Source organism: Rheinheimera lutimaris (assembly GCF_013283795.1).
Classification (GTDB): Bacteria; Pseudomonadota; Gammaproteobacteria; order Enterobacterales; family Alteromonadaceae; genus Alishewanella; species Alishewanella lutimaris.
Genome location: NZ_JABSOD010000001.1, coordinates 143679 through 170630, shown reverse-complemented (window position 1 = coordinate 170630; position 26952 = coordinate 143679). Strand labels below are relative to the sequence as shown.

The window sequence follows — 26952 nt, the reverse complement described above, 5'->3', positions numbered from 1 at the left end:
GGGGTAACCCGGTCAACGGGGACAAGGTATGAAAATTAAACGTCTGTTAGGCGCCACAGCTGTGCTGGTGCTGTCTTCTTCGCTGGCACTATCTTCTTTGGCTAGCGCCACCACCATTGGCTTTTCGCAGGTGGGTTCAGAAAGCGGCTGGCGCAGCAGTTTCAGTGAGTCGGTTAAGCAAGAAGCAGCCGCGCGTAAAATCGATTTAAAATTTGCTGATGCTCAGCAAAAACAGGAAAACCAGATCCGGGCTGTGCGCGGTTTTATTGCCCAGCGCGTCGATGCCATTATTATTGCGCCGGTGGTCGAAACCGGCTGGGCGCCGGTGCTGCGTGAGGCCAAACGGGCGCGTATTCCGGTGGTGATTGTCGATCGCAATGTGCAGTTAAATGACGACTCATTATTTTTAACCCGTATCGCCTCAGATTTTACCGAGGAAGGCCGTAAAGTTGCCCGCTGGCTGATGCAAAAAACTGACGGTAACTGCGCCATAGTTGAACTACAGGGCACCGTGGGCGCCACGGCCGCCATTGACCGCGCCAAAGGCTTTAACGAAGTGCTGGCAGAGTACCCCGCGTCGAAAATCATCCGCAGCCAGACCGCTGAATTTACCCGCAGCAAAGGCAAAGAAGTGATGGAAAGCTTTCTTAAAGCCGAACAGGGCGGGCGTAATATCTGTGCTTTATGGGCCCACAACGATGAAATGGCACTGGGGGCGATTCAGGCTATTAAAGAAGCAGGCTTAAAACCGGGCCAGGATATTTTGGTAGTGGCGGTGGACGGCGTACCGGACTACTTCAAAGCCATGGCCGACGGTGAAGCCAATGCCACCGTTGAGCTTGATCCGCATCTGGGCGGCCCGGCCTTTGATGTGATAGCGGCTTACTTAAGTGGCGATAAATCGATACCTAAATACATTAATAATACCGGCGAGCTATTCAGTCAAGATACGGCAGCAGCCGAATATCAGAAGCGTACCAATAAATAACTGACTGGCAGCACAGGTTTGGCCTTCGCTGCCGCAAAGTACAGGAGCCATTTATGACTACGCCATCTCTGGTATTAGAGCTGAAACAGGTCTGTAAACATTTTCCCGGCGTTAAGGCGCTGCAAGATGTCGATTTACGTTTATTTGCCGGTGAAGTGCATGCCTTGCTGGGCGAAAACGGTGCTGGTAAATCTACACTGGTTAAGGTAATGACCGGCGCGTTAGCCAAAAGCAGCGGTGACATTTACTTTAACGGCCAAAACTGCAGCTTTGCCAGCCCGGCTGCAGCACAACAAGCCGGTATTAGTACCGTGTATCAGGAGGTGAATTTATTGCCCAACCTGAGCGTGGCACAAAACCTGTTTTTGGGCCATGAACCGCGCCGCTTTGGCTTAATTCAGCACCAAAAAATGCAGCAGCAGGCGCAGCAGTTATTGCTGCGTTTTAAGCTTAATATCGATGTTAGCGCCCCGTTAGCGCAATATTCTGTCGCCGTGCAGCAACTGATTGCCATTGCCCGTGGCGTAGCAATGTCGGCTAAAGTGCTGGTGCTGGACGAACCTACTGCCAGCCTCGATAGCAGTGAAGTGCAGATGTTGTTTGATGTAATGCGCCAGCTGCGTGAGCAGGGTGTGGCGATAGTGTTTATTACCCACTTCCTTGATCAGGTGTATCAGATAAGTGATCGCATTACCGTGCTGCGTAACGGCAGCAAAGTAGGCGAATACCTGGCGGCTGATTTACCGCGTGCCCGGCTGATTGAAGCCATGCTCGGCAAAGAGTTGCAGCAGCTGACACATCAGGCTGCTACCACCACGCCAGCCGTAGCTGAGCCGCTGCTGGTGTTGAACAATATTGCAGTAAAGGGCTCAATTAGTGGTATTTCGCTAACGGTAGCACAAGGCCAGGCTGTCGGATTGGCCGGGTTGCTTGGCTCTGGCCGTACCGAAGTGTGTCGTGCTGTGTATGGTGTTGATGTTTTAAGCCAGGGCGAGATTCAGTTTGGCGGCAAAACTTTGCGGTTGCAGCAGCCTGCTGATGCGATAAAAGCCGGTATTGCGCTGTGTCCGGAAGAGCGCAAAACAGAGGGCATTATCGGCCCTTTATCCATTCGCGAAAATATTATGCTGGCACGGCAGGCTCGCCGTGGCTGGTGGCGCTATTTGCCGGTTAAACAACAGCAGCAATTGGCGGCGTTTTATATCGACAAGCTGCATATTGCCACACCGGATGCCGACAAACCTATTGAGCAACTAAGCGGTGGCAACCAGCAAAAGGTGATCCTGGCGCGCTGGCTGGCCATTAATCCGCAATTGCTTATTCTGGACGAACCCACCCGCGGCATTGATATTGGCGCCCACGCCGAAATTTTATTACTGATTAAAAGCCTGTGTCAGCAGGGTATGTCGCTGCTGGTCACCTCGTCTGAGCTGGAGGAGCTGGTCGCTTTTGCCGCTAAAGTCGTGGTGCTGCGCGACTGGCAAAAAGTGACGGAATTAAGCGGCGACACTATGACTGCCCCGCACATTATGCAGGCTATTGCAGAGGGATAAATGAAACAGACTCAATCTTGCGCCGACAGCTTACAGCAGGCGCGACTGGCACGTTACAGCCCCGGCAGTATTAAAACGTCGGCGCGTTATTTATGGCCACTGGCAGCGCTAATGTTGCTGCTGGCGGTAAACCTGGTGTTGGATGCCAGCTTTTTTCAGCTCAGTTTTCAGGATGGCCGTTTGTATGGCTCGTTAATTGATATTTTAAACCGCAGTGCGCCGGTAGCATTGCTGGCAATAGGTATGAGCCTGGTGATTGCTACCGGCGGTATTGATTTGTCAGTCGGGGCCGTGATGGCCATTGCCGGTGCAGTATGCGCGAATTTACTGTTGCAGACAGAGTTACCGTTGGTACTGGTGATTGCAGCCGGGCTGGCGACCGGTATTGCCGCCGGGCTGATCAATGGCATTCTGGTCAGCTATCTGAAAATTCAGCCGATTGTGGCGACCTTATTGCTGATGGTGGCCGGGCGCGGTGTCGCCCAGCTGATTAACCAGGGCCAGATTGTGACATTTCAGCGGCCCGATTTTGCCTGGCTTGGTACTGGCAGTTGGCTAGGGCTGCCGCTGCCAATCTGGCTGGTTATCGGCATGTTTGCTTTAAGCCAGCTGTTACTGCGCCGCACTGCGCTGGGCCTGTTTATTGAGGCGGTAGGCTGCAATGCTACCGCCAGCCGTTATTTAGGTATTAACGATAAAGCGATAAAGCTGTTTGTCTATGCCTTTGCCGGCTTTTGTGCGGCGCTGGCCGGTATGATCAGCGCCGCCGACATTCAGGGCTCGGATGCCAATAACGCCGGTTTATGGCTGGAACTGGATGCCATTCTGGCGGTGGTTATTGGTGGTGCGGTGCTTAGCGGCGGTCGTTTCTCATTGCTGTTGTCGGTTATCGGCGTGCTGATTATTCAAAGTTTAAGCACCACTATTATAGTCAGCGGTTTACCGGCCAAATTTAACTTATTGATTAAAGCCCTGGTGGTGCTGCTGGTGCTGTTGCTGCAGTCAGATAAGTTTCGCCGCCAGCTAAGCAGCTGGTTGCGGTTGCGGCCACAGGGAGCTGAGCTATGATGTCGGTGCGCTATTTACCCTTGTGGATCACTGCGGCGTTGCTGTGCCTGTTGTTTGGCATTGGTGGCTGGCAGTTTGACGGCTTTGCCTCACTGGCCGTGGTGAGCAATTTGTTTAGTGATAACGCTTTTTTGCTGATTGTTGCCCTGGGGATGACACTGGTGATTATCTCCGGTGGCATTGATTTGTCGGTCGGTGCGGTTATCGCCCTTAGTGGCGTGGCCGTCAGTTTATTGATCAGCCAGTACCAGTGGCACCCGCTACTGGCTTTTGCGCTGATCCTGCCGGTGGCGGCGTTATTTGGTGCGCTGATGGGCGTGCTGATCCACGTTTATAAACTACAGCCGTTTATTGTTACGCTGGCAGGGATGTTTCTGGCGCGCGGCCTGGCGACCACATTAAGTGAAGAATCGGTAGCCATCGACCACAGCTTTTACGATGCGATAGCTGAATTTGGCTTTGTGCTGCCCGGCGGCGGCTGGGTAGGTGCTTCAACCATGATCTTTATCGTGTTGCTGTTGCTGGTTATTGTGCTGATGCATTACAGCCGCTTTGGTACTTATGTTTATGCGCTGGGCGGTAATAGTCAGTCAGCCGAATTGATGGGCGTGCCGGTAGCGCGTACTACTATCGCCATCTACGTACTAAGTAGTGTGTTGGCGGCGCTGGCCGGTATCGTGTTTACCTTTTATACCTTCTCCGGCTATGCCCTGGCTGGCGTAGGCATGGAGCTGGATGCGATTGCTGCCGTAGTCATTGGCGGTACTTTGCTAACCGGCGGCAGCGGCTTTGTTATCGGTACCGTGCTGGGGGTGCTGCTGATGGGTGTGATCCAGACCTACATTATTTTTGATGGCAGTTTAAGCAGCTGGTGGACCAAAATTGTTATCGGCTTGCTGTTGTTCGGTTTTATTGTGCTGCAAAAAGTACTCAGCCGGCGCACTGCATTAACAACAGCGGCAGGGGGTACTGCTCATGGCTAACAGTGAAAACCTGCAACTATTAGCCAGTATCAACGTAAAAAACCGCCTGGGCGAAGGTATTTTCTGGCACGCGGCCAGCGGCAGTGTGTGGTGGACAGATATTCACGGCAAAGCCTTGTTTCAGCTGCGCTGGCCTGAGCAAACACTACGTCAATGGCCACTGCCTGAGCGTATCAGCTGTTTTACCTTGTTAAATGCTACCGATCCGATGGCAAGCCACTACCCCTTGCTGGTGGCTTTTGCCAGCGGGTTGGCACTGTATAACCCCGAAAGCGGCGCTACATTGTGGCTGGCAAAACCCCAGCAGCAATTAAGCGGCAACCGCTTTAACGATGGCCGCGTCGATCGGCAGGGCCGGTTCTGGGCCGGCACTATGGTAGAGCAGGCAACTGCAGATAACGCTGCCAGCGGCAGCCTGTACCGGCTGGACCAACAGGGTTGTCAGCAGATGTTAAGCGGCCTGCGTATTCCTAATGCGCTGTGCTGGAACCGAGACAGCAGCCTGATGTACCACGCCGATTCACCACTGCAGCAAATTAACCGCTACCGTTTTAACCCGCTAACGGGTGAGCTTGGCGCTGCCGAAAGCTTTGCCACAACGCCGGTTGGTACAGAGCCTGATGGCGCCATTATTGATGCCGATGATCACCTATTGTGTGCCATGTGGGGCGGCAGTGCACTGGCCCGCTATGCAGCCGATGGCAGCCTGGCGGCGCTTTACCCACTGCCGGTAACACAACCCACCTGTGTTGCGCTCGGTGGCGACAAGCTGGATATTTTATTTGTTACCACCGCAACCGAGGGCTTAAGTGCTGAGCAGCTTAACCAGCAACCACAAGCGGGGAATTTACTGGTTTATCAGTACCCGCACCAGGGCCTAACCGAGCCACAACTGGCGGTAATGCCGTGGCAGCAACTGGCACAGCGCTATCACGGAGGTGCTGAATGAGGGTTTTACCATTATTAGCAGGCATGATGCTGCTAACTGGCTGCCAGCTAGCCAAAACGGCGACTGACAACTTAGCTGCGGCGCAGCCAGTGGTGGTAAACAGCGAGGTTTCCGCGGCTTTTATTCCACGCCGGGCCGATCCCTGGGTGTATAAAGCCGACAATGGCTATTACTTTACCGCCTCGGTGCCGGAGTTTGACCGGATAGAGCTGCGTTTTAGCCCCGACATAGCCGGCCTGGCCAACGCGCAGGCGAAAGCCGTTTGGCGCAAAAAAGCCAGCGGGCCGATGAGCGCCAATATCTGGGCGCCAGAGCTGCACCGGATAGACGGCGTCTGGTATTTATATGTCGCTGCCGGCGAGGCTGAACGGCCATTTCAGATCAGAATGTATGTGCTGGCCAATAGCGCCGCCGATCCTATGCAGGGCCAATGGCAGGATCTGGGCCAGATGCAAAGCGCACTGGACAGTTTTTCACTCGATGCCACCGTATTTAGCCACCGCAGCCAGCATTATATGGTGTGGGCGCAGCAGGATGCCGCACGCAGCTATAACAGTGCTTTAGTGCTGGCAAAAATGGCCACGCCAACCCGGCTGGAGGCGCCTGAAGTGATTATCAGCCAACCGGAATTCAGTTGGGAGCAGCAGGGCTATAAAGTCAATGAAGGCGCCGCGGTGCTTAAGCGCCATGGCAAAATCTTTATCGCTTATTCAGCCAGTGCGACTGATCACCGCTATGCCATGGGGTTACTGTGGGCCGATGAAAATGCCGATTTGCTTGACCCGCAAAGCTGGCATAAAGCGCCTGAGCCGGTATTTCAGACCCGGCCGGAATTTAACCGCTATGGCCCCGGCCATAACAGCTTTGTGGTGGGTGATAACGGTGAAGATCTGATGTTTTACCACGCCCGCGACACCCGGCAACTGCAAGGCTCGCCGTTAACCGACGGCAACCGCCATACCCGCTGGCGGCAGCTGCAATGGTCGGCAGATGGCATGCCGTTATTTAACGATCATCTACCGGATTAATTAGCTGTTAGTAGTAAGACAATAGCCGCGCTGCAATCGCGGTTTAAGCGGGATTTTTCGCTTAAGTTAAAAAAGTAATACAATAATATTAGTAACCAAGAAAGGGTAATGTGCTACTGGCCGATGCCGCAAATTACGTTGTTTTAGCCGCACAGCATTGCCAATGCAGGGCAGCACAGCTTACCCGCCATAACAACACACGACACGGGTATAAGATGCAACAACGTAACCGCGGTATTTTTTCCTTCAGCATTTTAGCTACGGCACTGCTGCTCAGTGCCTGTAACGACGGCAATAACTCACCACCGGCGGCAGTGGCCTACCCACCGGTATCAGCAGCTCCGCCAATACCACCACCGTCACAGCAGGGCGGCCCAACGTTTACTAATGTTGGCGTGCACGACCCGTCAGTGATTAAAGTAGCCGACACCTACTATGTGTTTGGCTCGCATCTGGCGGCGGCAAAATCAACTGATCTGATGCACTGGCAGCAGGTAGCTGATGGGGTAAGCAGCAATAACCCGCTGTTTGCCAACGTACTGACTGAGCTGGCAGAAACCTTCGCCTGGGCGCAAACCGATACGCTATGGGCTACCGATGTGATTCAACTGGCTGATGGCAAATTTTATATGTATTACAACGCCTGTAAGGGCGACTCACCCCGTTCGGCGCTGGGGGTAGCGGTGGCCTGTTTATGCTGGAACTGGACCCTGCCAGCGGCTTAACGCTACCAGGGCAGGGCTATGGTAAGCACCTGATGGGCGGCAACCACAGCCGGATTGAAGGCGCTTATGTGCTGTACAGCCCAGATAGCGATTACTACTACCTGTTTAGCTCGTTTGGCGGCCTGGATGCCAACGGCGCTTACAGTATGCGGGTTGCCCGTGCCACCACCGCAGATGGGCCCTACTATGATGTGTTGGGTAATGATATGGCGGCAGTAAAATCAGACCCGGCGCTGCCACTGTTTGATGATGCTTCTATCGCGCCTTTTGACCAGAAAATTATGGGTAACCATTTGCTTGTCCGTAGTAGCAATGAGCCGGGCACGGGGGCGGGTAGCGGCTATGTATCGCCCGGACATAATTCAGCCTATTTTGACGCGGCCAGCGGCCAGTACTTTTTGCTGTTTCATACCCGCTTTCCGGGGCTGGGTGAGCAGCATCAGCTGAGGGTGCACCAGTTTTTTATTAATAAAGACGGCTGGCCGGTGGTGGCTCCGCATCGTTATGCACCGCTGAGTAGCGCATCAACTGAACTGAACGCGACCATTAGCGCAGATGAGGTCGCTGGCCAGTATAAATTTATAAATCATGGTAAAGATATCTCTGCCAGCATTAAAAACTCGCAGCTTATCACTCTAAGCGCGGATGGCACGGTAAGCAGTGCAGCGAGTCGCAACGATAGTATCAGTGGTAGCTGGCATTTTGGCACTGAGCAGCAGATCACGCTGAACCTCGGCGATACTGGCCTGTATGAAGGCGTATTATCACGCCAGTTGCATGAAACCCCGGCACAGTTTGTCGTGACCTTTAGCGCTCAGTCGACACAGGGTGTGTCGGTATGGGGCAGTAAACTGCCGTAGTAAGCAAAAGCCAGTCCGGCAACCGGACTGGCTTTTTCAGCTGAGTAATATTAATCAATCTGCATTAAACGCACTTCATAAATACCGCCAGCGATGGAGCCCGGAGCAGCAACAAATGTCAGTTCTATACTATCGCCCGTGTTTAACAGCCGCGCTGGGATCGGGTAATCGACATAGTAAAAGTTATCGCCCTGCTCACCGGTCAGGCTGACATTCGCCAGCAACTGGTTATTCAGCAAAATTTGAAAATGCCGCTTGCTGTCGGCGCCAAAATAGGTCAACCGCAGTTTCAGCGTCTGCTGGCCCTGGGTATTTAAGCGGTAACTAAACCAGCCTGTCGCATGGCGCCAATGCCGGCCCAGATGAACACCTGCTGAGGTTTTTTCGCCCGCGAACTGATGATCGGCTTCTGGCTGTTGCTCGCCGGGGCGGATCATATCGATGGTTTTAACTGCCAGCTGAGTGTCAAGTTGGCTTTGTTGGCGCAATACACTTTGTTGTTGCTGCCACTGGCCGGCGCTATTTTGCGGGAAATACAGCGTATAGCGGCTGTCATGCAGCCGGAAGAATGGTATCAGCTCTAGCGGGCCTTCAACACCGGCCAGCATTGCTTCACCGCTGGTAAAGGTCAGCGGCTTGCCGGCAACCGGTTTAATATGGCGAACAAAATCCGCGTTATCACTGATAAAGGTAGGCGTTTGATCGACCGGGCATTGCTCGCCACTGGCGATATGGCCCATCCGACTGCTATCGGCAATAAAACTAAGCTTGTCCTGCCATTGGCTGCGGGCAGCCAGCACAATAGGGCCATGCAAAATAGCATAGTGCTTGCTGTTATCCGGCAGTTGCTCCAGCGTGGTTTGCATCGGCAGGGCAATCGCCAGCTTATCGCCTTTACGCCAGTGGCGCTGCAGGCTTAAATAGCCTGGGGTGGTTGACGTGAACTTCACCGCTTTGCCGTTTAGTGTCAGTTGCACCTTAGCGGCTGCCCAGTGCGGATTACGGATATTCAGGCCGAATTTACCGCCTTGTTCTATCGTGATCAGGCTGCTGTCTTGATCCGGAAAAGCAGTTGTCTGGCGCAGTTTAACGGCCTGCTGGCTCCAGTTCAGGCTGGAATCGACAAACAAATTCACATACAGCTGATCGCCTTTATGGGCATAAATCATTTCGCCGTATTTGGCGTGGTTTTCAATGCCGGAGCCAACGCAGCACCACATGGTGTGCTCTGGCGACGAATAGACGCGGTAGTGGTTGGGCCGCATCGGCGTAAAATACACCAGGCCGCCATGCTCTGGGTGCTGCGACGATAAAATATGGTTATACAGCGCCCGTTCGTAATACGCCATATAGCGCGGTTCTGGCGTGCGCTGATATAGCAGCTTGGTTAGCTTTAACATATTGTAGGTGTTGCAGGTTTCCGGCCCTTCTACATCAGTTAGCATGCTGCTGAAGTCGTCTGACGGGTGAAAATGCTCACGCACACTGTTGCCCCCTATGGCGACACTGCGTTTATTCACTACTTGTTGCCAGAAAAAATCGGCTGCCTGGTACCAGCTGTTGTTGTCCGTTTGGCTGGCAAGCTGCGCCATGCCAATAATTTTCGGGATCTGGGTATTGGCGTGCAGGCCATCCAGTACGTCTTGTTGTTGCAACAGCGGCTGCATAATACGCAGTTCAGAAAAACGCAGCGCCAGCTGCAGGTATTTGTCGTCACCGCTAAGTTTGGCCACTTTGGCCAGAATATCGTTCATGCCGCCATATTCGGTGATCAGCATTTGCTGTAGTTGCTGATCGCTCAGCTGGCTGGTTAGCTTAAGCGCCCAGTCGCTCAGTTGCAGCAACATCTGCTTCGCCTGCTGATTACCGGCGTAAACATAAGCATCATGCAAACCGGCGAAGGTTTTATGCAGGTTATACCAGGGCACCCATTGCTTGTTTAACACAAATAGATCAGCGTCTATCTGGCCCTGGCTGATTTGCTGCCAAGTGGCTTTGCCACTTGGAATACCGCCGAGGTAGCCATCGCCATGTTTTTGCTGGTAACTGTGCAGCTCGTTAACCATGTAGTTCAGCCGCTCGAGCAGTTGCTGCTCGTCGCTGGCGCTGTACATCATGGCCAGTGCACTAAGATAGTGGCCGCCAATATGGCCATCCAGGCCAGAGCTTTCCCAGTTCGGATAAGGCTCGGCCAGTGGCGGCAGACCTGCTTCGCGCCGGTAGGGCGCCAGCAGACGGTCCGGGTTCATCGCCATCAGGTAGCCGATGTTGGTTTGCTGCGCCTGATAAAAAGGCCCATTGTGCAGCCGTACCTGATTAAGCGCAAAAGTGTCTACAGCGGCACTGACCGGCATTACCAGCAGTAACATACACAGGCTAAGCAAAGCTTTCATCTTGCGTCCTCACTCAGGGTTAAGCTTCAGGCCTCTGACGCTTTGCCAAATAGCGGCATGCCGTTATCATCCCAGCGTATGGCTTTAATATAAGTATGGCGGTTTGGGTCCCATAACGGGTCGCCGACTATTTCGGTGTAAGTGCGGGCGTGATACACCAGCATATCGTGCCGGCCATCTTCTGATACGGTAAAGCTGTTATGGCCCGGGCCATAAACACCATGTTCAAAGCAGCTTTGAAATACCGGCTGTGGTGATTTATGCCAACTGGCGGGGTTTAGCAGGTCGGCATTTTCATCGGCCCATAACAGGCCAATACAGTAGTTTTCATTGGTGGCACTGGCGGAGTAAGTTAAAAAGATTTTACCGTTACGCTTTAGCACTGCCGGGCCTTCATTAACCCAAAAGCCGCGCGTTTCCCACTCCAGCTCAGGTTTGCTCAGCATAACCGGCGTACCGTTTAATTTATCCGGCGTGTCCATCGTCGCAATATATAAATTGCTGTTGCCTTCGATGGCGTTATCCTTTTGTGCCCAGACATAGTACAGCTGGTCATGGTGGCTAAAAGTGGTGGCATCCAGGCAAAAGGAGTCGATGCCGCTGTCGAGCTGGCCGACAAACTGCCATTGGCCGCCAACCGGATTAGCGTCAGTACAGCGCAGCACATACATCCGGTGCTGAAACAGCTTATTTTTGATGTCGCGGCTGGGCGCAGCGGCAAAATAAATATACCAGGCGCCTTGGTTAAAATGGATCTCCGGTGCCCAGATCAGCTCAGAGTAAGGGCCGCTGTCGGGCTTATGCCATACCGCTACCGCCGGGGCGCCGGCCAGTTCATTTATTGTTCTGGCGCGGCGTAGTTCAATTAAGTCATAAGCCGGCACCGAGGCGGTAAAATAGTAAAAGCCGTCACTGTGTTTATAAATGCACGGATCGGCGCGCTGTTCAATTAATGGCTGCTGTAATCTCACAGTAAACTCCTCAGATAGTAGTGGGCTTAACGACACTGGTTTTCTCGACCAGTTGTTGGTAATAGTTATCGGTAATGCGGTAGCGGAACATCAGCAAGCCCATCAGCAGATGAAACACGCCCGGAATAACCGACAGCATTAAGGCGATGCCGGTTAGTGCCAGCGCACTTTGCGGTTGATCCGGCACATAGTCGAAACCGGCCAGCAGGCTGCCAACCATAAAACCAGCGATGCCCATACCGGCTTTCTGGCAAAAAGAGATACCGCCAAAAGCCAGGCCGGACACACGCTGGCCGGTTTTATCGGCACCATAATCAACGGCCTCCGGAATAGCCGACCAGAATACCGGGGCGTGCAAATCGACGACAAATGACAGCAGAAAATACAACACAAAGGCCAGCATCACATCACCGGGGTTTACCAGTACATAAAGCAGCACACTTAATATCGCCACTACAATCTGGCTGTAGCGGAACAGTTTTACTTTGCAGTAATGCTTGGTGATCCAGGTTGAGGCCACCATGGCTAATATGGCTGCAGCGACGCCGGTAGATAAAAACGCTGACAGCATAGCGGCGTCACCACCGAGATAGTATTTGGCGTAGTAAGCGGCGACAGAGCCACGCACCACATAGCCGATAGTGCCGGTAACGCACACCGCGCACAGCACCAGCCATTGATCATTTTTCAGCAGGTATTTTAGCTGCTGCAAAAACGGAAGCGTTTCTACGGTGTGCTGGATGCGTTCGGTAGTGGTGAAAAAACAGAATAAAAACAGCAGTGTTGCCATTAATGCCATCACTCCCATCGCCGACTGATAGCCACCGGCCAGGTTTTCTCCGCCCCAGTGCTTTGCCAGAATAGGCACAATAATAGTCACCAGAAAAGCTGCGATTTTGGCAAAAAACAACCGGTAGCCGTTGGCGGATAAGCGTTCTTTCGGGTTATCGGTTAGCACGCCAATAATAGAGATGTACGGAATGGTCACCGCGGTAAAAATAACCGTAACCAGAATATAGGTAGCATAGGCCCACACCAGTTTACTGTTGTAATCCCAGTCGGGGGTGCTGAAAGTAAGGTATACCGCAATACCAAAGGGTACGGCTAAAAACAGGAAGTAGGGCCGGTAGCGGCCCCAGCGGGTAGTAAAACGGTCGGTAATGATGCCCATTAGCGGATCGGTAACGGCATCAACCAGCCGCACCACTAAAAACAGCACCGCTAAGTCGGCTGGCTTTAAGCCAAAAATATCGGTGTAGAAAAACGTGATGATCAGCATCATAGATGACATCACCACGTTGACCGCCATATCGCCGGCACCAAAGCCGACTTTCTCCAGTACGGAAAGTTTGTGAGTTTGCATAAAGTTCCCTGTCGTTCCCGGTACTATGCGGCAGGTTCAAGCCTGTGATTATTCCTGCATAGCGCCGGTTTTTTATATTTTTTATTCGCAAAACTGCCACAGTTTGGCTGGTTGAGTTTTGCACTGCCGAATAATATATGATAAATAGTAATACAATACTACTAAAATGAAGGCAGATATCTACCCCTATAGAGGGTGGGATCTGTAGCCTTAAGGAGGCGTTGATGTTAAACGGGGTAACGACAACAAAATGGCTGGCCGGCGTGGGCAGAGTTTCAACGCTGGCCTTGCTATTGCTGGGGCAAACGGCCTGCGCAGATGAACAACAAGCACAGCCACAACTCAGTATCCATGATCCGGTGATGATTCAGCAAGACAAGCGGTTTTATTTATTCAGTACCGGGCCGGGCATTACATATTATCACTCCGACGATATGCTGCAGTGGCAACTGGCCGGCCGGGTATTTGCTGAAGAACCACAGTGGGCTAAACAGGTGGCGCCAAGCTTTGATGGCCATATCTGGGCGCCGGATATTTATCAGCACAACGGTAAGTTTTATTTGTATTACTCGGTGTCGGCCTTTGGCAAAAACACCTCGGCCATTGGTGTTACTGTTAATAATACGCTGGATAAAAGCAGCCCCGATTACAAGTGGCAGGACAAAGGTATAGTGCTGGAATCAGTGCCACAGCGCGATTTATGGAACGCGATAGATCCGAATATTATTGCCGATGACAACGGCGATATCTGGATGAGCTTTGGTTCATTCTGGGGTGGTTTAAAACTGGTAAAACTGGCAGATGACTTAGTATCGCTGGCACAGCCGCAGCAGTGGCATACCATTGCCAAAGCACAGCGGCCGGCCTTTATTGATGATGCCGAACCAGGCCCTGGCGAGCTGGAAGCGCCTTTTATCTTTAAACAGCATGGTTATTACTATCTGTTTGTCTCGTACGGCAAATGCTGTCGTGGCTCAGACAGTACCTACCACCTGGTTGTTGGCCGCGCAAAAAATGTTACCGGCCCCTATCTGGATAAAGACGGTAAGTCGCTAAACGAAGGCGGCGGCACTGTGCTACTTAAAGGCAACCGTGACTGGCCCGGCCTGGGCCATAACAGTGCCTACACCTTCAACGGTAAAGACTATCTGGTGTTTCATGCCTATGAAGCGGCCGATAATGGTCTGCAAAAACTAAAAATAGCCGAAATGACCTGGGATGACGCCAACTGGCCACTGCTAAGTGACAGCGTGCTGGATGACTATCGCAGCGTGTTACTGCCAGCAGAGCAAAAATGGCGCGGATAAAGCGACAAATAAAACGGGGATAGACAAGATGCACAAAATTAAACCGATGTTAAAGCCTGCATTGCTGGCCAGCGCCATAGTGCTGTCACTGAGCGGCTGCCAGCAGTCGCTGAATCAGGCAGCTGATGCTAATAATGCAGTCGTCAGTGATGCCTATGAAGGCCAGAGCTTTACCAACCCTCTTTATAATAACGGCGCCGATCCCTGGCTGGAATATTTTGACGGCAATTATTACCTGACCACCACCACCTGGACCTCGCAGTTAGTGATGCGCAAAGCACCCACGCTGGCCGGGCTGGCAGAGGCAACGCCGGTTTATTTATGGTCAGAAACCGATCCGGCCCGCTGTTGTAACTTCTGGGCTTATGAGTTTCACCGCCTCAAAGGGCCGGATGGTTATCGCTGGTACATGATGTTTACCTCCGGTAAGCAGGAAAACCTTGATGGCCAGCATTTATCGGTGCTGGAAAGTGCTGGTGATGATCCTATGGGGCCTTATCAGTTTAAAGGCTCACCAATGCCAGATAGCTGGAATATCGACGGTAACTATCTGCAGCACAACGGCAAATTATATCTGTTGTGGTCAGAATGGCAGGGCGATGAGCAACTGAACTGGATTGCTGAGATGGTTAACCCCTGGACCATTACCGGGCCCAGAGTAGTGTTGTCGCGGCCAGAGCTGCCGTGGGAAATTTCCGGCCGTAAAGTGAATGAAGGCGCTGAAGTGCTTAAACGTAATGGCCGCACCTTTGTGATGTATTCAGCCAGCTTTTGCGATACGCCGGATTACAAACTGGGTTTGCTGGAACTGACCGGTGACGACCCGCTTAACCCGGCAGACTGGACCAAGTACGACAAACCGGTGTTTGAACGCGCCAATGGCGTTTACGGGCCTGGCCATAATGGCTTTTTTAAATCGCCGGATAACAGCGAAGACTGGTTGGTTTACCACGGTAACAACAAAGAAACCGACGGCTGCAGCGCAACGCGCTCATTAAGGGCGCAACCTTTTAGCTGGCATGATGACGGTACGCCAAATTTTGGCCAGCCGGTACCGGAGGGCCAGGTAATAGCAGCACCGTCGGGTGAAAACGGCCCGATAACGGCAGTGCCGCAAGGCGCTGATTGGTTGTTACGTAACAATAAGGGCCAATGTCTGAGCATGGTTGATGGCGCACCGGCGGCTGTTAATTGCTCTGCAGATACAGCGTTAAAAGTAGATCCAACCATGGGCGAATACTATCGGCTGGTGACACAGCAGGGTCTGTATATCGGCCTTGGCCTTGACGGTGAGGCTGAGGCTGGCCCGTGGCGTAATAAAGTGCGCCAGCAGTGGCGTTTTGTGGCCACTGAGACAGCGGCATGGCAACTAATCAATAAAGCCAGTGATACCGCATTGCAAATACCGGGTTGTAACGCCGGGCAAGGGTGTAGCGACTGGCAGTTGCTGCCGGCGGCTAAGGTGGCTATCAGCAGCAGCCAAAGTGGTAAGGTGTTATCAGTTGCCGCCGGGCAGCCTGCTGGCGCGGCAAAAGTCAGCCAGACAGGCTGGCAAAACCGGCCGGATCAACACTGGCAGTTTAGCCAGACCGAGCAAGGCACCTTGCAACTGCGTAATGGCAGTGGCAATAATCTATGTCTGGCGGTAGAGGCTGAATCTCTGGCGGCAGGTGCGTCGGTGGTAATGGCTGCCTGCGATGCTAAAGCCAGCCACTGGTTGTTGCAACCCAATGCGTACGGCAGTATGCGGTTAGTGTCGGCGCATAGCAAAGCGGTGTTGGAAGTACCGGCTTGTGCCCTGGCAGATGATAGCGAATTAAAACAGGCGCCACTGGCAGCCGACAGCTTTTGTCAGCGCTTTCATATCCGAGCCATTGACTAACCCAACCAGCGGTACTGAAAAAGCAAAAGCCCCTGACTTGCAGGGGCTTTTGTATTAGTGCAGCTACATTACAGGCTGTAACGGAACCCCAGCGCAAAGGTTCTGCTAAACAGCGAAGAACCAAAGTTATGCGTTGACGGATACTCGTAGTAACTTTGGAAAATTTCGTTAGTCAGGTTGGTCGCATCAAACGTTACCATCAGGTTGTCGGTAACATTGTAACTTAACTGAAAATCGAGGCTTTTTTCCGGGTTACGGTATATACCCAGCGGGTTGGCAAATTGCGCTGCTTCATAGTTATTCAGGAAGTCTTCGCGCCATACATACGATAACCGCATATCGAAGCGTTCTTTCTCATAAGCCAGTACCACGCTGTAGGATGAATCCGATACGCCAAATAATGGTGTGGTATCGGTGCCAACTACTGTACCTTCACTGTTGGTGATCGGAATATCCTGCGAAGAGTCCAGTATGGTGTAACTGGCCTGCACGCCAATACCGTCCAGTAAATCCGGTAAGCCTTTCGGGAAGTACACCACGCCTAGTTCATAGCCATCCAGTTTACCGTTCGACGCGTTATCCGGCTGGTTCAGGATATAAGGATATTCGCCCTCACCATCATCGTGGATTACCCGGCGGCGAAAATCGACCACAAAGCCTTCAATCTCGCGCTTAAATGCAGTGGCATACAGGGTGCTGCCTTCAGCAAAATACCATTCCAGCGATAAATCGAAGTTTTTCGATTCAGTTGGTTCAAGCTCAGGGTTGCCACCGGTTGCCGTGCCATAACCAATATTGGTGACATCGCGCACATAGTTAATAGTGGGGTTTAGCTGGGCAAAGCCCGGACGGCGCAGCGTTTCGCCGTAGCTAAAGCGGGCCAGTAAATCGTCGGTCAGGTTGTAACGCAACATCAGACTGGGTAATACCTTGCTGGCGCCGGTTGAGGCAGTATTACCGGCAAACGCCATATCGGTATCCACATCAACATAGCGCAAGCCAAACTGGCCATCGAGCAAACGCCCGCCCAGTTCAGTTTCAAAATCTGCCTGCGCATACAGTGCGGTGGTCGTTTCGGTAACTGCGAAAGTTTGCGCTAATAGGCGCTGATCACCGATAGCCAGATTAGATCCGGTTTCAGCGTTATAAATGTTGCGGAACATATCGGCGTTGTCGCGAATGTAATAACCATTGGTAGATAACCACGAGGTGGGCACATCCGATTCGCCATCAAAGAAGCCATTATTTACGTTAAGCAATCCTTCATAGCTGGCTAACTGACAGGCGGCAGTGCCTGAGTTACACAAGCCGGTATCTTGCAGCAGCTGAGCTTCGGAGGCTTTGCGTTTGTCATAGCGGCCACCAAAGCTGATATTGGTAATAAAGCCTTTATTTAGCATGTAGTCAGCATCTAAGGTAAAGGTTAGAGCATCACCACCACGGCTATAGGCCTGATCATAAAGCTGGGCCATTGCCCACTGGTCTGGGGCGGTTAAATCTGTCGCCGGGCCAAAACTAAATGATGGAATACCGTTGCCACTGTTAAAATCAACAGTGATGCTGTCTGCCACCCGCTCAGTACGCATAGCAAAAAAGCTTTCGTCGTACTGGGTGTCCTGATACACCACTTCCGAGCGTAGCTGCAGGTTATCGCCAATCAGCCATTTTCCGCCCAGTGCATACACATAGCTGTCTGTTTTGCCGGTGCTTAAGTCACCACTGGTAAACATGTAGGGTGAGCCGACAGTACGGGACTTAATAATATTAGTGCCTTCGAACAGACTGATGTTGGGATCGTCTCCGACGTCGCCCCACCAGTCAACAAAGGAAAACAATAACGAGTTATAGGATTCGTTGCGAAAACCGTTATAAAACGCTTCAAAGATATATTCTGATGTATCGTTTGGCGCAAACTGAAAAGCCACATTTACCGCCGGGCGCTCGCGTTTACCGGTCAGGTCGCTGGCAAATACGGCATCGCGCGACAGTAAATATTCGGTAGGTACGCCATTCACATCAAAGGTAGAGCCTGGAGCAAAGGGTAAACCGGCTTCTAAGCCCGGTTGCCAAATTGGGTTTTCTGAGGCACGGCCATCGGTGCTGCGAATAATCTCGTAAGGTGCAAAGCCGGCCGGTGGATTATTGGTGGCAAACGGCATCATAGCACCGGCAGTAACGCTTTGATCGCGATAATGGGTTTCAGCATAAGACAGGTTAATCAGCGCGCCAAAGCGGCTATCGCCAATATCCCAGTTGTTGCTGAATAAGGCGCTGATATTCGGGTCAGTTTTATCGGCCTGTTCCGAATGAATGCCACGGCCTGCCACTACCAGCTTGCTGGTGTCAAAATCAAACGGGCGCTGGGTATGAATATCAATCTGGCCGGCGATGCCGGTTTCTATCAGACTGGCTGAGCGGGTTTTATACACATCTACCCGGTTTAGCAAGCTGGCGGGAATATCAGCCAGCGCCACTGAGCGGCCAGAGGCAGTAAAAATATTGCGGCCATTAACGGTGGTAGTAACGTCATTTAAGCCGCGGATAGACACGGTACTAACCTCACCGGCGCCACGGTCTGTTACCTGTACCCCGGACAATCGTTGTAAGGCTTCTACCACGTTGTTATCGGGAAATTTACCGATATCTTCCGAGATAATTGAATCGACGATTTGCATATTTTCCCGCTTCAGATCAACTGAACGGGCCAGGCTGCCACGAATGCCTTTTACCAGAATAACTTCAACCTCATCTGGCGATACTGTGGTGTCGTCACTGCTTTGCTGAGCGTATAACGGATGGGCAGACAATGTTATCGCCATGGCGACAGCACTGCTTAAAACCGAAGGTTTAAACATGAGCATAACTCCCCTTGTCACTTATGTTATTGCCTTCCTGGCCAGAAAAAACTGACAATGGAGGCGTTTTTTTATGTGTTTTTCTTATTCGTGCTATTGTACGAATAATTAATTATCCTATTGTATGATTAATAAGCTGTCAACGAACTGCTGTAAAAATATCCAAACCTGACCGTTGCTATTTAGCAGCACAGCAAAAAGCCGCTGTTTGTGGCAAAATAGCCGGCTAATAATAAAAGTCTTATAAAGCAGGTGCGGTCCAATGCTGCTGATGATCGATAATTACGACTCTTTTACTTACAATCTGATGCAGTATTTTGCTGCATTAGGCCAGCAGGTTATGGTGCGACGCAATGATGATATTACTGTGGCGCAGATAGCGGCAATGGCGCCGCAATACCTGGTTATCTCACCCGGGCCGAAAACTCCGGATGATGCCGGTGTATCATTGCATGCTATTGAGCAGTTCGCCGGAAAAATTCCGATTTTGGGTGTGTGCCTGGGGCATCAGGCTATTGCGCAGGTGTTTGGTGCCAGGGTCGTGCGTGCACGCAGGGTGATGCATGGTAAAAACTCCTTAGTAAAGCATCATAACAGCTCTGTTTTTCGTGGTCTGGCGGATCCGCTGGATGTGACCCGTTACCATTCGCTGGTCGTGCAGCGGGATACTTTGCCGACAGATCTGACAGAAACAGCCTGGACCTGTAACGATGCCGGTCACCCCGATGAAATTATGGGCTTAATGCACCGGAGTTTGGCCTTGCATGGTGTGCAATTTCATCCGGAAGCCATCTTAAGCCAGCAAGGGAAACAGTTACTGGCCAATTTTTTGCAGCTTAACGTTTAATCCGACTCGCGGCTTGACTCCGCCGGCACAGCGCTGCAGTATTGGTTGTTAGCAACTGCTAATGTAAATGGAATATCGCAATAGTGAGCAGCTCTCCAACTTCTGTGCCGCAAATTTTGGTGCAACGTTTTTTTGATCAGTTAGTCGGCGTTAATCCGGATGATAAACGGCTGGGGTACCAGATCCGTGCCGGAGTGCAAAATCCCGAACGTAAGTTGTTGGAAGTGGAGGCTAAAGCGCAAAAATTGCGTGCTGCCGGAGCTCAGGCTAAAGCCCAGTTTACTGAATTTGCTCAGGCTCATCTGCATGATGAGGTGGCCGACGAATTAGTGCGCCGGTTGCACAATATTGAACAGGTTATGGCCTCCGTGTTTGATGCCGGTGCGGGGTTTTACGCGTTGCTTGACCAACTTAGTGCAAAAGCCGTAACGGTAAATAAGCTTGACCCGCTGATTTCTAAGGTGCCTTGGCTGGCGAATGATTTATTGCGGCTGGTAAATCAACCACAGTACCGCAGCCGCAGCCCTTCCGGCGCTATGGTGAAAGATATCAAAACAGCGCTGCGTTTTATCGGTGTTGAGAGCTTGCAGCAAATTCTGCCGGTTTATGCCATGCGCCGCATGTTGCCGCATTCAACCGATCCGTTTACCGCGTTAAAAAACCGGTTATGGGAGTATTCACTGGCGGTGGCCATAGCGGCAAAATGTTTGGCACAACACAGCGCCGAGCACCCCTATAATGCTTTTTGTGTCGGCTTGTTCCATACTCTTGGTCATGCCGTCGTTACCCGCAATTATCTGCGTACTTACCAACAGGTAAGGCAAACCCAATTGCTGCAAGCAAGGGAAAGCCGCGACACGCAACTGACAGATGCGCTGGACAATTTAGAGCCGGACGCCAGCTTCTTATGTGAAAGCATGCATGAGTTTGCTGCAGTGCTTAGCGCCGATATTACCTCGCGCTGGCAATTACAGGTCTTACCATTGTGCCAAACGTTGGATCAACTGGCTGAGGGCGTTGGCTTTGCCGGTTGCAGCCCGTTGGCCAAATTGGTGCAACAAGCGCAAACCTATGTCCAGTGGCAAGAGTTGCAGCGTCGTCAACTGATTTCAGAAGCAGAGACAAAAGCCTGGTTTAGTGCGGTGCAACTGAATAGCGAAAGCATCAATTTGTTGGCAAATACCAATTTAAAACGCCTTGGTATCGAAAACTGAGAAAAAAATAGTGCCATAAACATGCAGTTTGTTATGTAGTGCTAATGTTTGTATCTGCTGCAGGCCATTGCTTGCGCTAGCGTCCGGTTAGAAAAACGCCGCCCGGTTGTAATTGATCCGCCTGCTGCGTACTTATTCATTTAGTCTGCAAATCTATCTGTAGCCCTTGTTTTTTATGGCTTTGCGCCGTGTTGGCATGCAAGACAACCGTGGTTAAATCTGCAATAATGCCACGGTGCTCACAAAATAACGGCCAGCTCCCGGTTATCTGCAAGAAGATACCGGGCTGCACCATAAATAATAAGAGGAACTGAATATGACTGCTCAGTCGCAGGTAAACCGCGCTCTGTTTGACGAAGTAATGGTACCTAACTACGCACCCGCCGGGATCATTCCTGTGCAGGGTAAGGGCTCACGCGTGTGGGATCAGCAGGGCAGGGAATATGTCGATTTTGCCGGTGGCATTGCCGTGAGCAGTCTGGGGCATTGTCATCCTGCGCTGGTAAACGCCGTAAAAACGCAGGCCGAAAAAATCTGGCATTTAAGCAATGTTATGACCAACGAGCCGGCATTGCGGTTGGCTAAAAAGCTGGTTGATGCCACCTTTGCCGACAAAGTGTACTTTGCCAACTCCGGTGCAGAAGCTAACGAAGCGGCTTTCAAATTGGCACGGCGCTGGGCGCTGGATAAATTCGGTGCGCAAAAAGATCAGATTATCTCGTTTGGCAAAAGCTTTCACGGCAGAACCTTTTTTACCGTAACAGTAGGTGGCCAGGCGGCATATTCCGATGGCTTCGGCCCGAAACCAGGTGCAGTATTGCACGCAGAATTTAATAATCTCGACAGTGTTAAGGCGCTGATTTCAGACAATACCTGCGCCGTGGTGCTGGAGCCAATTCAGGGCGAGGGCGGTATTATTCCTGTCAGCGCTGAGTTTTTGCAGGGTGTGCGGGATTTATGTAACAAGCACAATGCGCTGCTGATTATGGACGAAGTGCAAACCGGCGTTGGCCGCACCGGCCAGCTGTATGCTTACATGAACTATGGTGTAACACCGGATATTCTGACCACGGCGAAGTCGCTGGGCGGCGGTTTTCCTATTGGCGCTATGTTAACCACAGCTGATATAGCGGCGCATCTTAAGGTTGGCACGCACGGTAGCACATACGGCGGCAATCCGCTGGCATGTGCAGTAGCTGAGGCGGTATTGGATACGGTAAACCAGCCGGCAGTGATGCAGCAGGTGCTGAGTAACGAGCAACTGTTTCGGCGTGAGTTGGCTGCCATAAATGAGCAATATCATGTATTTAGTGAAGTGCGTGGCCAGGGCATGTTGTTGGGTGCTGTGTTGAATGAAAAGTACAAAAGCCGTTCGCGTGACTTTTTCTTAGCGGCGGCAGATCACGGCGTGATGGCGTTGGTCGCCGGACCGGATGTTGTGCGTTTTGCACCGTCCTTAGTGATTACGCCGGAAGATATTGTTGAAGGTATGCAGCGCTTTGCACTGGCGGTGAAGCAGGTAGTTAACGGCTGATACTGTAATTTAAGCAGCACCAAGACTGCAAAATATGAAGCTAAGGGGCCATGTGGCCCCGAAAACTATAAAGCAAAAGTGGAGTAAGCGACGATGATGGTAGTTCGCCCTATCCGTGCGGATGATTACCCGGCGCTGTATGATATCGCGGTGGAATCAGGTCATGGTTTTACCTCCTTGCCGGTCAATGATGAGCTGCTGATGCGGAAAATCAGCCGCTCAGAGCAATCTTTCAGCAAACCGGTTAACCAGCCTGGCGACGAAGGCTATTTGTTTGTGCTGGAAGACACGGCCACCGGTGAAGTATGCGGCACCAGTGCGCTTGAAGCGGCTGTTGGCCTGGATGATGCGTTTTATCATTACCATTTGGGCAAGGTAGTGCATAGTTCGCGCTCACTCGGTGTGTATAAAACCGTAGATATATTAACGCTGTGCAATGATTACACCGGCGTCAGCGAGTTGTGTACACTGTTTTTACGCGAAAGCCGGCGCGAAAAAAATAACGGCCGTTTACTGTCAAAAATGCGCTTTTTGTTTATGGCCGAATTTCCACAGCGTTTTGCCGAACGGGTGATTGCAGAGATGCGCGGCATTTCAAACGAGGATGGCAGTTCGCCATTCTGGCAATGGTTGCAGGAGCATTTCTTTTCGTTGGATTTTCCAACCGCGGATTATCTGACCGGCATCGGCCAAAAAGTATTTATTGCCGAGTTAATGCCTAAATACCCCATTTACGTCAGTTTACTCAGTAAGCAAGCCCAGGCCGTGATCGGTAAAGTGCATGATAAAACCAGGCCGGCACTGGCACTGTTGCAGTCAGAGGGCTTTTCAAACCGCGGCTATGTCGATATTTTTGATGCCGGGCCCACCGTTGAGGCGCGGGTAGAGCATATTCGCTCGGTACGGAACAGCCGGCGGTTACAGGTGGCCATCGGCAGCGTTAGCGGTGGTCAGCCGCATTTAATTTGTAACACTAAAGTGGTCGATTTCCGTGCCACCTGGCTGGCGCTGGACGTTAGCGAACATAGCGAACAATTAACCATACCGGCAGACGTTGCGGCTGCGCTGCAAGTCAGTGCCGGTGATTGGGTAAGAATTACCCGCATTTAATCAGGGGAACATAATGAAACACGCAGAACATTATATAAACGGCAGTTGGGTTGACGGCGCAGGTAAGCCGTTTCAATCGTTGGACCCTGCGAAGAATAAGCCGGTTTGGCAAGGCCGCGCAGCCACTGCTGAGCAAGTTGATGCAGCGGTGAAAAGTGCGCGTAAAGCGCAATACGACTGGGCCGGCTTCAGCTTTGAGCAGCGTGTTGAAGTAGTTAAAAAGTTTGCTGAATTATTAAGCAGCAATAAAGAAGCGTTGGCGCTGTCTATTGCAGAAGAAACCGGTAAAGCCCTGTGGGAAGCGCGCACTGAAGTAGCGGCGATGACCGGTAAAATTGACATTTCGGTACGGGCGTACCAGGAACGTACCGGCAGTAAAGAAAATCCGATGCCGCAGGGGCGTGCCTTTATCCGTCACAAACCGCATGGCGTAGTGGCGGTATTTGGCCCGTACAATTTCCCCGGCCATTTACCTAACGGCCACATAGTACCGGCATTATTGGCCGGTAATGCCGTAGTGTTTAAACCGTCTGAGCTGACACCTAAAGTGGCCGAGGATACGGTAAAACTGTGGCAACAGGCCGGCTTGCCGGCAGGGGTGCTGAGCTTATTACAAGGTGAAGTAGACACCGGTAAAGCCATTGCGGCGCACGACGGCATCGATGGCATCTTCTTTACCGGCAGTTCGCGTACCGGCCATTACCTGCACCAGCAGTTTGCCGGCCGGCCGGACAAAATTTTGGCGTTGGAAATGGGCGGCAATAACCCGCTTATCGTGCAGGATGTCAGTAATATCGATGCAACAGTGCATGATATTGTGCAATCGGCGTTTATTTCTGCCGGCCAGCGCTGTACCTGCGCGCGTAAGCTGTTCTTACCTACCGGTGCTCAGGGCGATGCGATACTGAAGCGTTTATTAGAAGTTAGCCGCAATATCAAAGTAGGCTTGTATGATGCTGCCGAGCAGCCGTTTATGGGCTCAATGATTTCTGTCGCCGCCGCTAAAGGTATGTTGGCAGTGCAGCAGCAGCTGGTCGACTTAGGTGGCGAAATACTGCTGGAAATGCGTCATCTTGACGAAAACACGGCATTGGTTACACCCGGCATAGTGGAGTGCACTAAGGTAGCCAACTTCCCCGATGACGAACATTTTGGCCCATTGCTAAAAGTGTTCCGTTTTACCGACTTTGATCAGGCGATAGACGCAGCTAATGCAACACAGTTTGGTTTATCAGCCGGTTTGCTCAGCGACAGCGCAGAGTTATATCAACACTTTTTCCGCCGTATTCGTGCCGGTATCGTTAACTGGAACCGGCCAATTACCGGTGCCAGTTCAGCAGCACCTTTCGGCGGCATAGGCTCAAGTGGTAACCACAGAGCAAGTGCTTACTACGCCGCTGATTACTGCGCTTATCCGGTGGCATCGGTAGAGCTGGAACAGGTGGTGATGCCGGAACAGTTGTCGCCGGGCTTGAGTTTCTGAGTGGTGAAAAAATAAATATTATCGGGGCTACGGCCCCGATTTGTTTTCTGCGGGGATTTTTGCTTAAATAACTCTAACTTATTGTAATCTCATTCCTCACAGTCAGGTGTAAAACAGCCCATGGTCACAGATAAACCCGGATACGAGCATTTGATCCAGTTTCTGACAGAGCATTTGTCGCTGTTTGAACAAACCGGAACCGGAGATGCGGATAAAACCATAGGTGAGCTGCTGGAAGAATCTATTGCAGAGCAAATCATCACGCTTTGTACCCAGCACACCGAACTCGAAGTTAACCACCGTAGTATGATTATTCGCGAAGTAGATGGCATTATGTATGACTTTCAGGAAGTGCTGTCCAGCGTGTTGAATAAAAAAGCCACCCGCCAACAAGCCGAACTTATTAACGAAATCTCACTGTTAATCAAAAACCTGTTCGATACAGCCGTAGCCGATCTGATGGATTAAGCCCCGGCAAGCTGCGAATTTGCTAGATACCTGCGCCGCTTTTACGTAGAATACCCGCCTTATTTTTCGGCGGGAGCCAGCTATGCAAGCCAGTGTTAAGTGGCATCACGATAATACCTTTGTCGGTATTTCCGGCAGTGGTCATGCTGTGGTATTTGACGGCAATAAAGATGGCAGCACAGCGCCAAGCCCGATGGAAATGGTATTGATGGCTGCCGGTGCCTGTTCGTCAGTTGATGTGGTCAGTATTTTAAAGAAAGCCCGTCAGCAAGTACTGGGCTGTGAAGTGAAGCTTAGTGGCGAGCGTGCTGACACCGTGCCAAAAGTCTTTACTAAACTGCATCTGCATTTTGAGGTGACCGGTATCAGCCTGAGTGAAAAACAGGTAGAGCGTGCTGTACAGCTGTCGGCTGATAAGTATTGTTCAGTGTCCATTATGTTATCCGGCAGTGTAGCCATAACTCACTCATTCAGTGTTAAACCGGCTGATATCAACATGCCGGCAGAATAACTGTAGTAATGAAGTCATAACCGGTAATCGGTTTTAAGCGGAGACAATCTTTAGTGGTTAAGCCTTTTGAAAAATTGAAACTACACGGGTTCAACAACCTGACGAAAAGTCTGAGTTTCAGCCTTTATGACATTTGCTATGCCAAAACTGAGCAGCACCGGCAGGAATATATCGAGTACATCGATGAGCAATATAATGCTGACCGTTTAACCGACATTCTGACCGAAGTAACCGATATTATCGGTGCCAATATTTTGAATGTGGCACGGCAGGATTACGATCCGCAAGGCGCCAGTGTCACCATTTTGGTGAGTGAAGAGCCTGTATTAGTTGACCCGGATAACTCGGAAAATCCGGGGCCGCGGCCGGATGCGGTTGTAGCACACCTGGATAAAAGCCATATCTGCGTACATACCTATCCGGAAATTCATCCGCATGATGGCATCTGTACTTTCCGTGCCGATATCGAGGTTTCTACCTGCGGTATTATATCGCCACTGAAAGCACTGAACTTCCTGATCCACAGTTTTGAATCTGACATTGTAACGGTGGACTACCGGGTTCGCGGTTTTACCCGTGATATCAGTGGTACCAAGCACTATATTGATCATCCTATTACGTCTATTCAGAACTTTATGGATGAAGAGACCAAACGGGCGTTTCAGATGATTGATGTTAACGTGTACCAGGAAAACCTGTTCCACACTAAAATGATGTTAAAAGAAGCCGATCTGAACAACTACCTGTTTGGTATGGGTACCGACTCGATGACGCCGGAAGAGCAAAAGGCCATCAGCAAGAAAGTGTTCCGCGAAATGCGTGAAGTTTTTTATGGCCGCAACCTGCCGGATATGAAGTAA

At 51.4% G+C, this 26952-nt stretch carries 22 protein-coding genes; 18 read left to right on the top strand and 4 right to left on the bottom strand.

Annotated features, from left to right (window positions below; all coding sequences use genetic code 11):
* Nucleotides 1–28 precede the first annotated feature (28 nt).
* The 8 genes from HRH59_RS00755 to HRH59_RS00725 all read left to right on the top strand — a co-directional run bounded on the left by HRH59_RS00755 (nt 29) and on the right by HRH59_RS00725 (nt 8154).
* Nucleotides 29–988: an ABC transporter substrate-binding protein gene (locus tag HRH59_RS00755; RefSeq protein ID WP_173499357.1), complete on the top strand. Its 960-nt coding sequence runs from the start codon at nt 29–31 to the stop codon at nt 986–988.
* A gap of 53 nt (nt 989–1041) precedes the next feature.
* Nucleotides 1042–2541: a sugar ABC transporter ATP-binding protein gene (locus tag HRH59_RS00750; RefSeq protein WP_173499356.1), complete on the top strand. Its 1500-nt coding sequence runs from the start codon at nt 1042–1044 to the stop codon at nt 2539–2541.
* On the top strand, nt 2542–3609 hold the full coding sequence (locus HRH59_RS00745) for an ABC transporter permease (protein ID WP_173499355.1): 1068 nt from the start codon (nt 2542–2544) through the stop codon (nt 3607–3609).
* Nucleotides 3606–4592 (top strand): galactofuranose ABC transporter, permease protein YjfF, encoded by a 987-nt coding sequence (gene yjfF / locus HRH59_RS00740; RefSeq protein ID WP_173499354.1) that lies wholly within the window; start codon nt 3606–3608, stop codon nt 4590–4592. Before HRH59_RS00745 ends, yjfF begins: the two co-directional genes overlap by 4 nt.
* Nucleotides 4585–5541, top strand: a complete 957-nt coding sequence (locus tag HRH59_RS00735) for an SMP-30/gluconolactonase/LRE family protein (RefSeq protein WP_173499353.1) — start codon at nt 4585–4587, stop codon at nt 5539–5541. The genes yjfF and HRH59_RS00735 overlap by 8 nt, the downstream gene beginning before the upstream one ends.
* The gene (locus HRH59_RS00730) at nt 5538–6569 is read left to right on the top strand and encodes a glycoside hydrolase family 43 protein (protein WP_173499352.1); all 1032 of its coding nucleotides are present in this window, start codon (nt 5538–5540) and stop codon (nt 6567–6569) included. The genes HRH59_RS00735 and HRH59_RS00730 overlap by 4 nt, the downstream gene beginning before the upstream one ends.
* A gap of 215 nt (nt 6570–6784) precedes the next feature.
* On the top strand, nt 6785–7294 hold the full coding sequence (locus HRH59_RS19160; protein ID WP_218573432.1) for a family 43 glycosylhydrolase: 510 nt from the start codon (nt 6785–6787) through the stop codon (nt 7292–7294).
* Complete coding sequence (locus HRH59_RS00725; protein ID WP_218573431.1) at nt 7264–8154, top strand: glycoside hydrolase family 43 protein; 891 nt, start codon at nt 7264–7266, stop codon at nt 8152–8154. The genes HRH59_RS19160 and HRH59_RS00725 overlap by 31 nt, the downstream gene beginning before the upstream one ends.
* Before the next feature lie 50 nt (nt 8155–8204).
* Here HRH59_RS00725 and HRH59_RS00720 read toward each other — a convergent pair whose 3' ends face one another.
* From HRH59_RS00720 to HRH59_RS00710, 3 genes are read right to left on the bottom strand one after another with little or no spacing between them, the layout of a single operon-like run.
* Entirely contained in the window at nt 8205–10547 is a 2343-nt protein-coding gene (locus HRH59_RS00720) for a glycoside hydrolase family 127 protein (protein ID WP_173499351.1), read from the bottom strand.
* A 26-nt stretch (nt 10548–10573) separates the two neighbouring features.
* Nucleotides 10574–11518, bottom strand: a complete 945-nt coding sequence (locus tag HRH59_RS00715) for a glycoside hydrolase family 43 protein (protein WP_173499350.1) — start codon at nt 11516–11518, stop codon at nt 10574–10576.
* A 10-nt stretch (nt 11519–11528) separates the two neighbouring features.
* The gene (locus HRH59_RS00710; protein ID WP_173499349.1) at nt 11529–12881 is read right to left on the bottom strand and encodes an MFS transporter; all 1353 of its coding nucleotides are present in this window, start codon (nt 12879–12881) and stop codon (nt 11529–11531) included.
* Nucleotides 12882–13105: 224 nt separating this feature from the next.
* On the opposite strand from HRH59_RS00710, the gene HRH59_RS00705 reads away from it, so the two are divergent.
* On the top strand, nt 13106–14188 hold the full coding sequence (locus HRH59_RS00705) for an arabinan endo-1,5-alpha-L-arabinosidase (RefSeq protein WP_173499348.1): 1083 nt from the start codon (nt 13106–13108) through the stop codon (nt 14186–14188).
* A 28-nt stretch (nt 14189–14216) separates the two neighbouring features.
* The gene (locus HRH59_RS00700; RefSeq protein WP_173499347.1) at nt 14217–16070 is read left to right on the top strand and encodes a family 43 glycosylhydrolase; all 1854 of its coding nucleotides are present in this window, start codon (nt 14217–14219) and stop codon (nt 16068–16070) included.
* A 68-nt stretch (nt 16071–16138) separates the two neighbouring features.
* Here the strand turns inward: HRH59_RS00700 and HRH59_RS00695 are convergent, their stop codons facing one another.
* Nucleotides 16139–18925: a TonB-dependent receptor gene (locus tag HRH59_RS00695; protein ID WP_173499346.1), complete on the bottom strand. Its 2787-nt coding sequence runs from the start codon at nt 18923–18925 to the stop codon at nt 16139–16141.
* Between the two features lie 262 nt (nt 18926–19187).
* Between HRH59_RS00695 and HRH59_RS00690 the strand changes: the two genes are divergently transcribed.
* From HRH59_RS00690 to speD, 8 genes are all read left to right on the top strand, one after another.
* Nucleotides 19188–19772, top strand: a complete 585-nt coding sequence (locus tag HRH59_RS00690) for an anthranilate synthase component II (RefSeq protein ID WP_173499345.1) — start codon at nt 19188–19190, stop codon at nt 19770–19772.
* 83 nt (nt 19773–19855) lie between these two features.
* Nucleotides 19856–20986 (top strand): HDOD domain-containing protein, encoded by a 1131-nt coding sequence (locus HRH59_RS00685; RefSeq protein ID WP_331460138.1) that lies wholly within the window; start codon nt 19856–19858, stop codon nt 20984–20986.
* A 316-nt stretch (nt 20987–21302) separates the two neighbouring features.
* The gene (locus HRH59_RS00680) at nt 21303–22520 is read left to right on the top strand and encodes an aspartate aminotransferase family protein (protein ID WP_173499344.1); all 1218 of its coding nucleotides are present in this window, start codon (nt 21303–21305) and stop codon (nt 22518–22520) included.
* 93 nt (nt 22521–22613) lie between these two features.
* On the top strand, nt 22614–23630 hold the full coding sequence (astA, locus tag HRH59_RS00675) for an arginine N-succinyltransferase (protein WP_173499343.1): 1017 nt from the start codon (nt 22614–22616) through the stop codon (nt 23628–23630).
* A gap of 13 nt (nt 23631–23643) precedes the next feature.
* On the top strand, nt 23644–25113 hold the full coding sequence (gene astD, locus HRH59_RS00670; RefSeq protein WP_173499342.1) for a succinylglutamate-semialdehyde dehydrogenase: 1470 nt from the start codon (nt 23644–23646) through the stop codon (nt 25111–25113).
* A 120-nt stretch (nt 25114–25233) separates the two neighbouring features.
* Nucleotides 25234–25581: a DUF3802 family protein gene (locus HRH59_RS00665; protein WP_173499341.1), complete on the top strand. Its 348-nt coding sequence runs from the start codon at nt 25234–25236 to the stop codon at nt 25579–25581.
* A gap of 82 nt (nt 25582–25663) precedes the next feature.
* Nucleotides 25664–26092 (top strand): OsmC family protein, encoded by a 429-nt coding sequence (locus tag HRH59_RS00660; protein WP_173499340.1) that lies wholly within the window; start codon nt 25664–25666, stop codon nt 26090–26092.
* Nucleotides 26093–26145: 53 nt separating this feature from the next.
* Nucleotides 26146–26952 (top strand): adenosylmethionine decarboxylase, encoded by an 807-nt coding sequence (speD, locus tag HRH59_RS00655; protein ID WP_173499339.1) that lies wholly within the window; start codon nt 26146–26148, stop codon nt 26950–26952.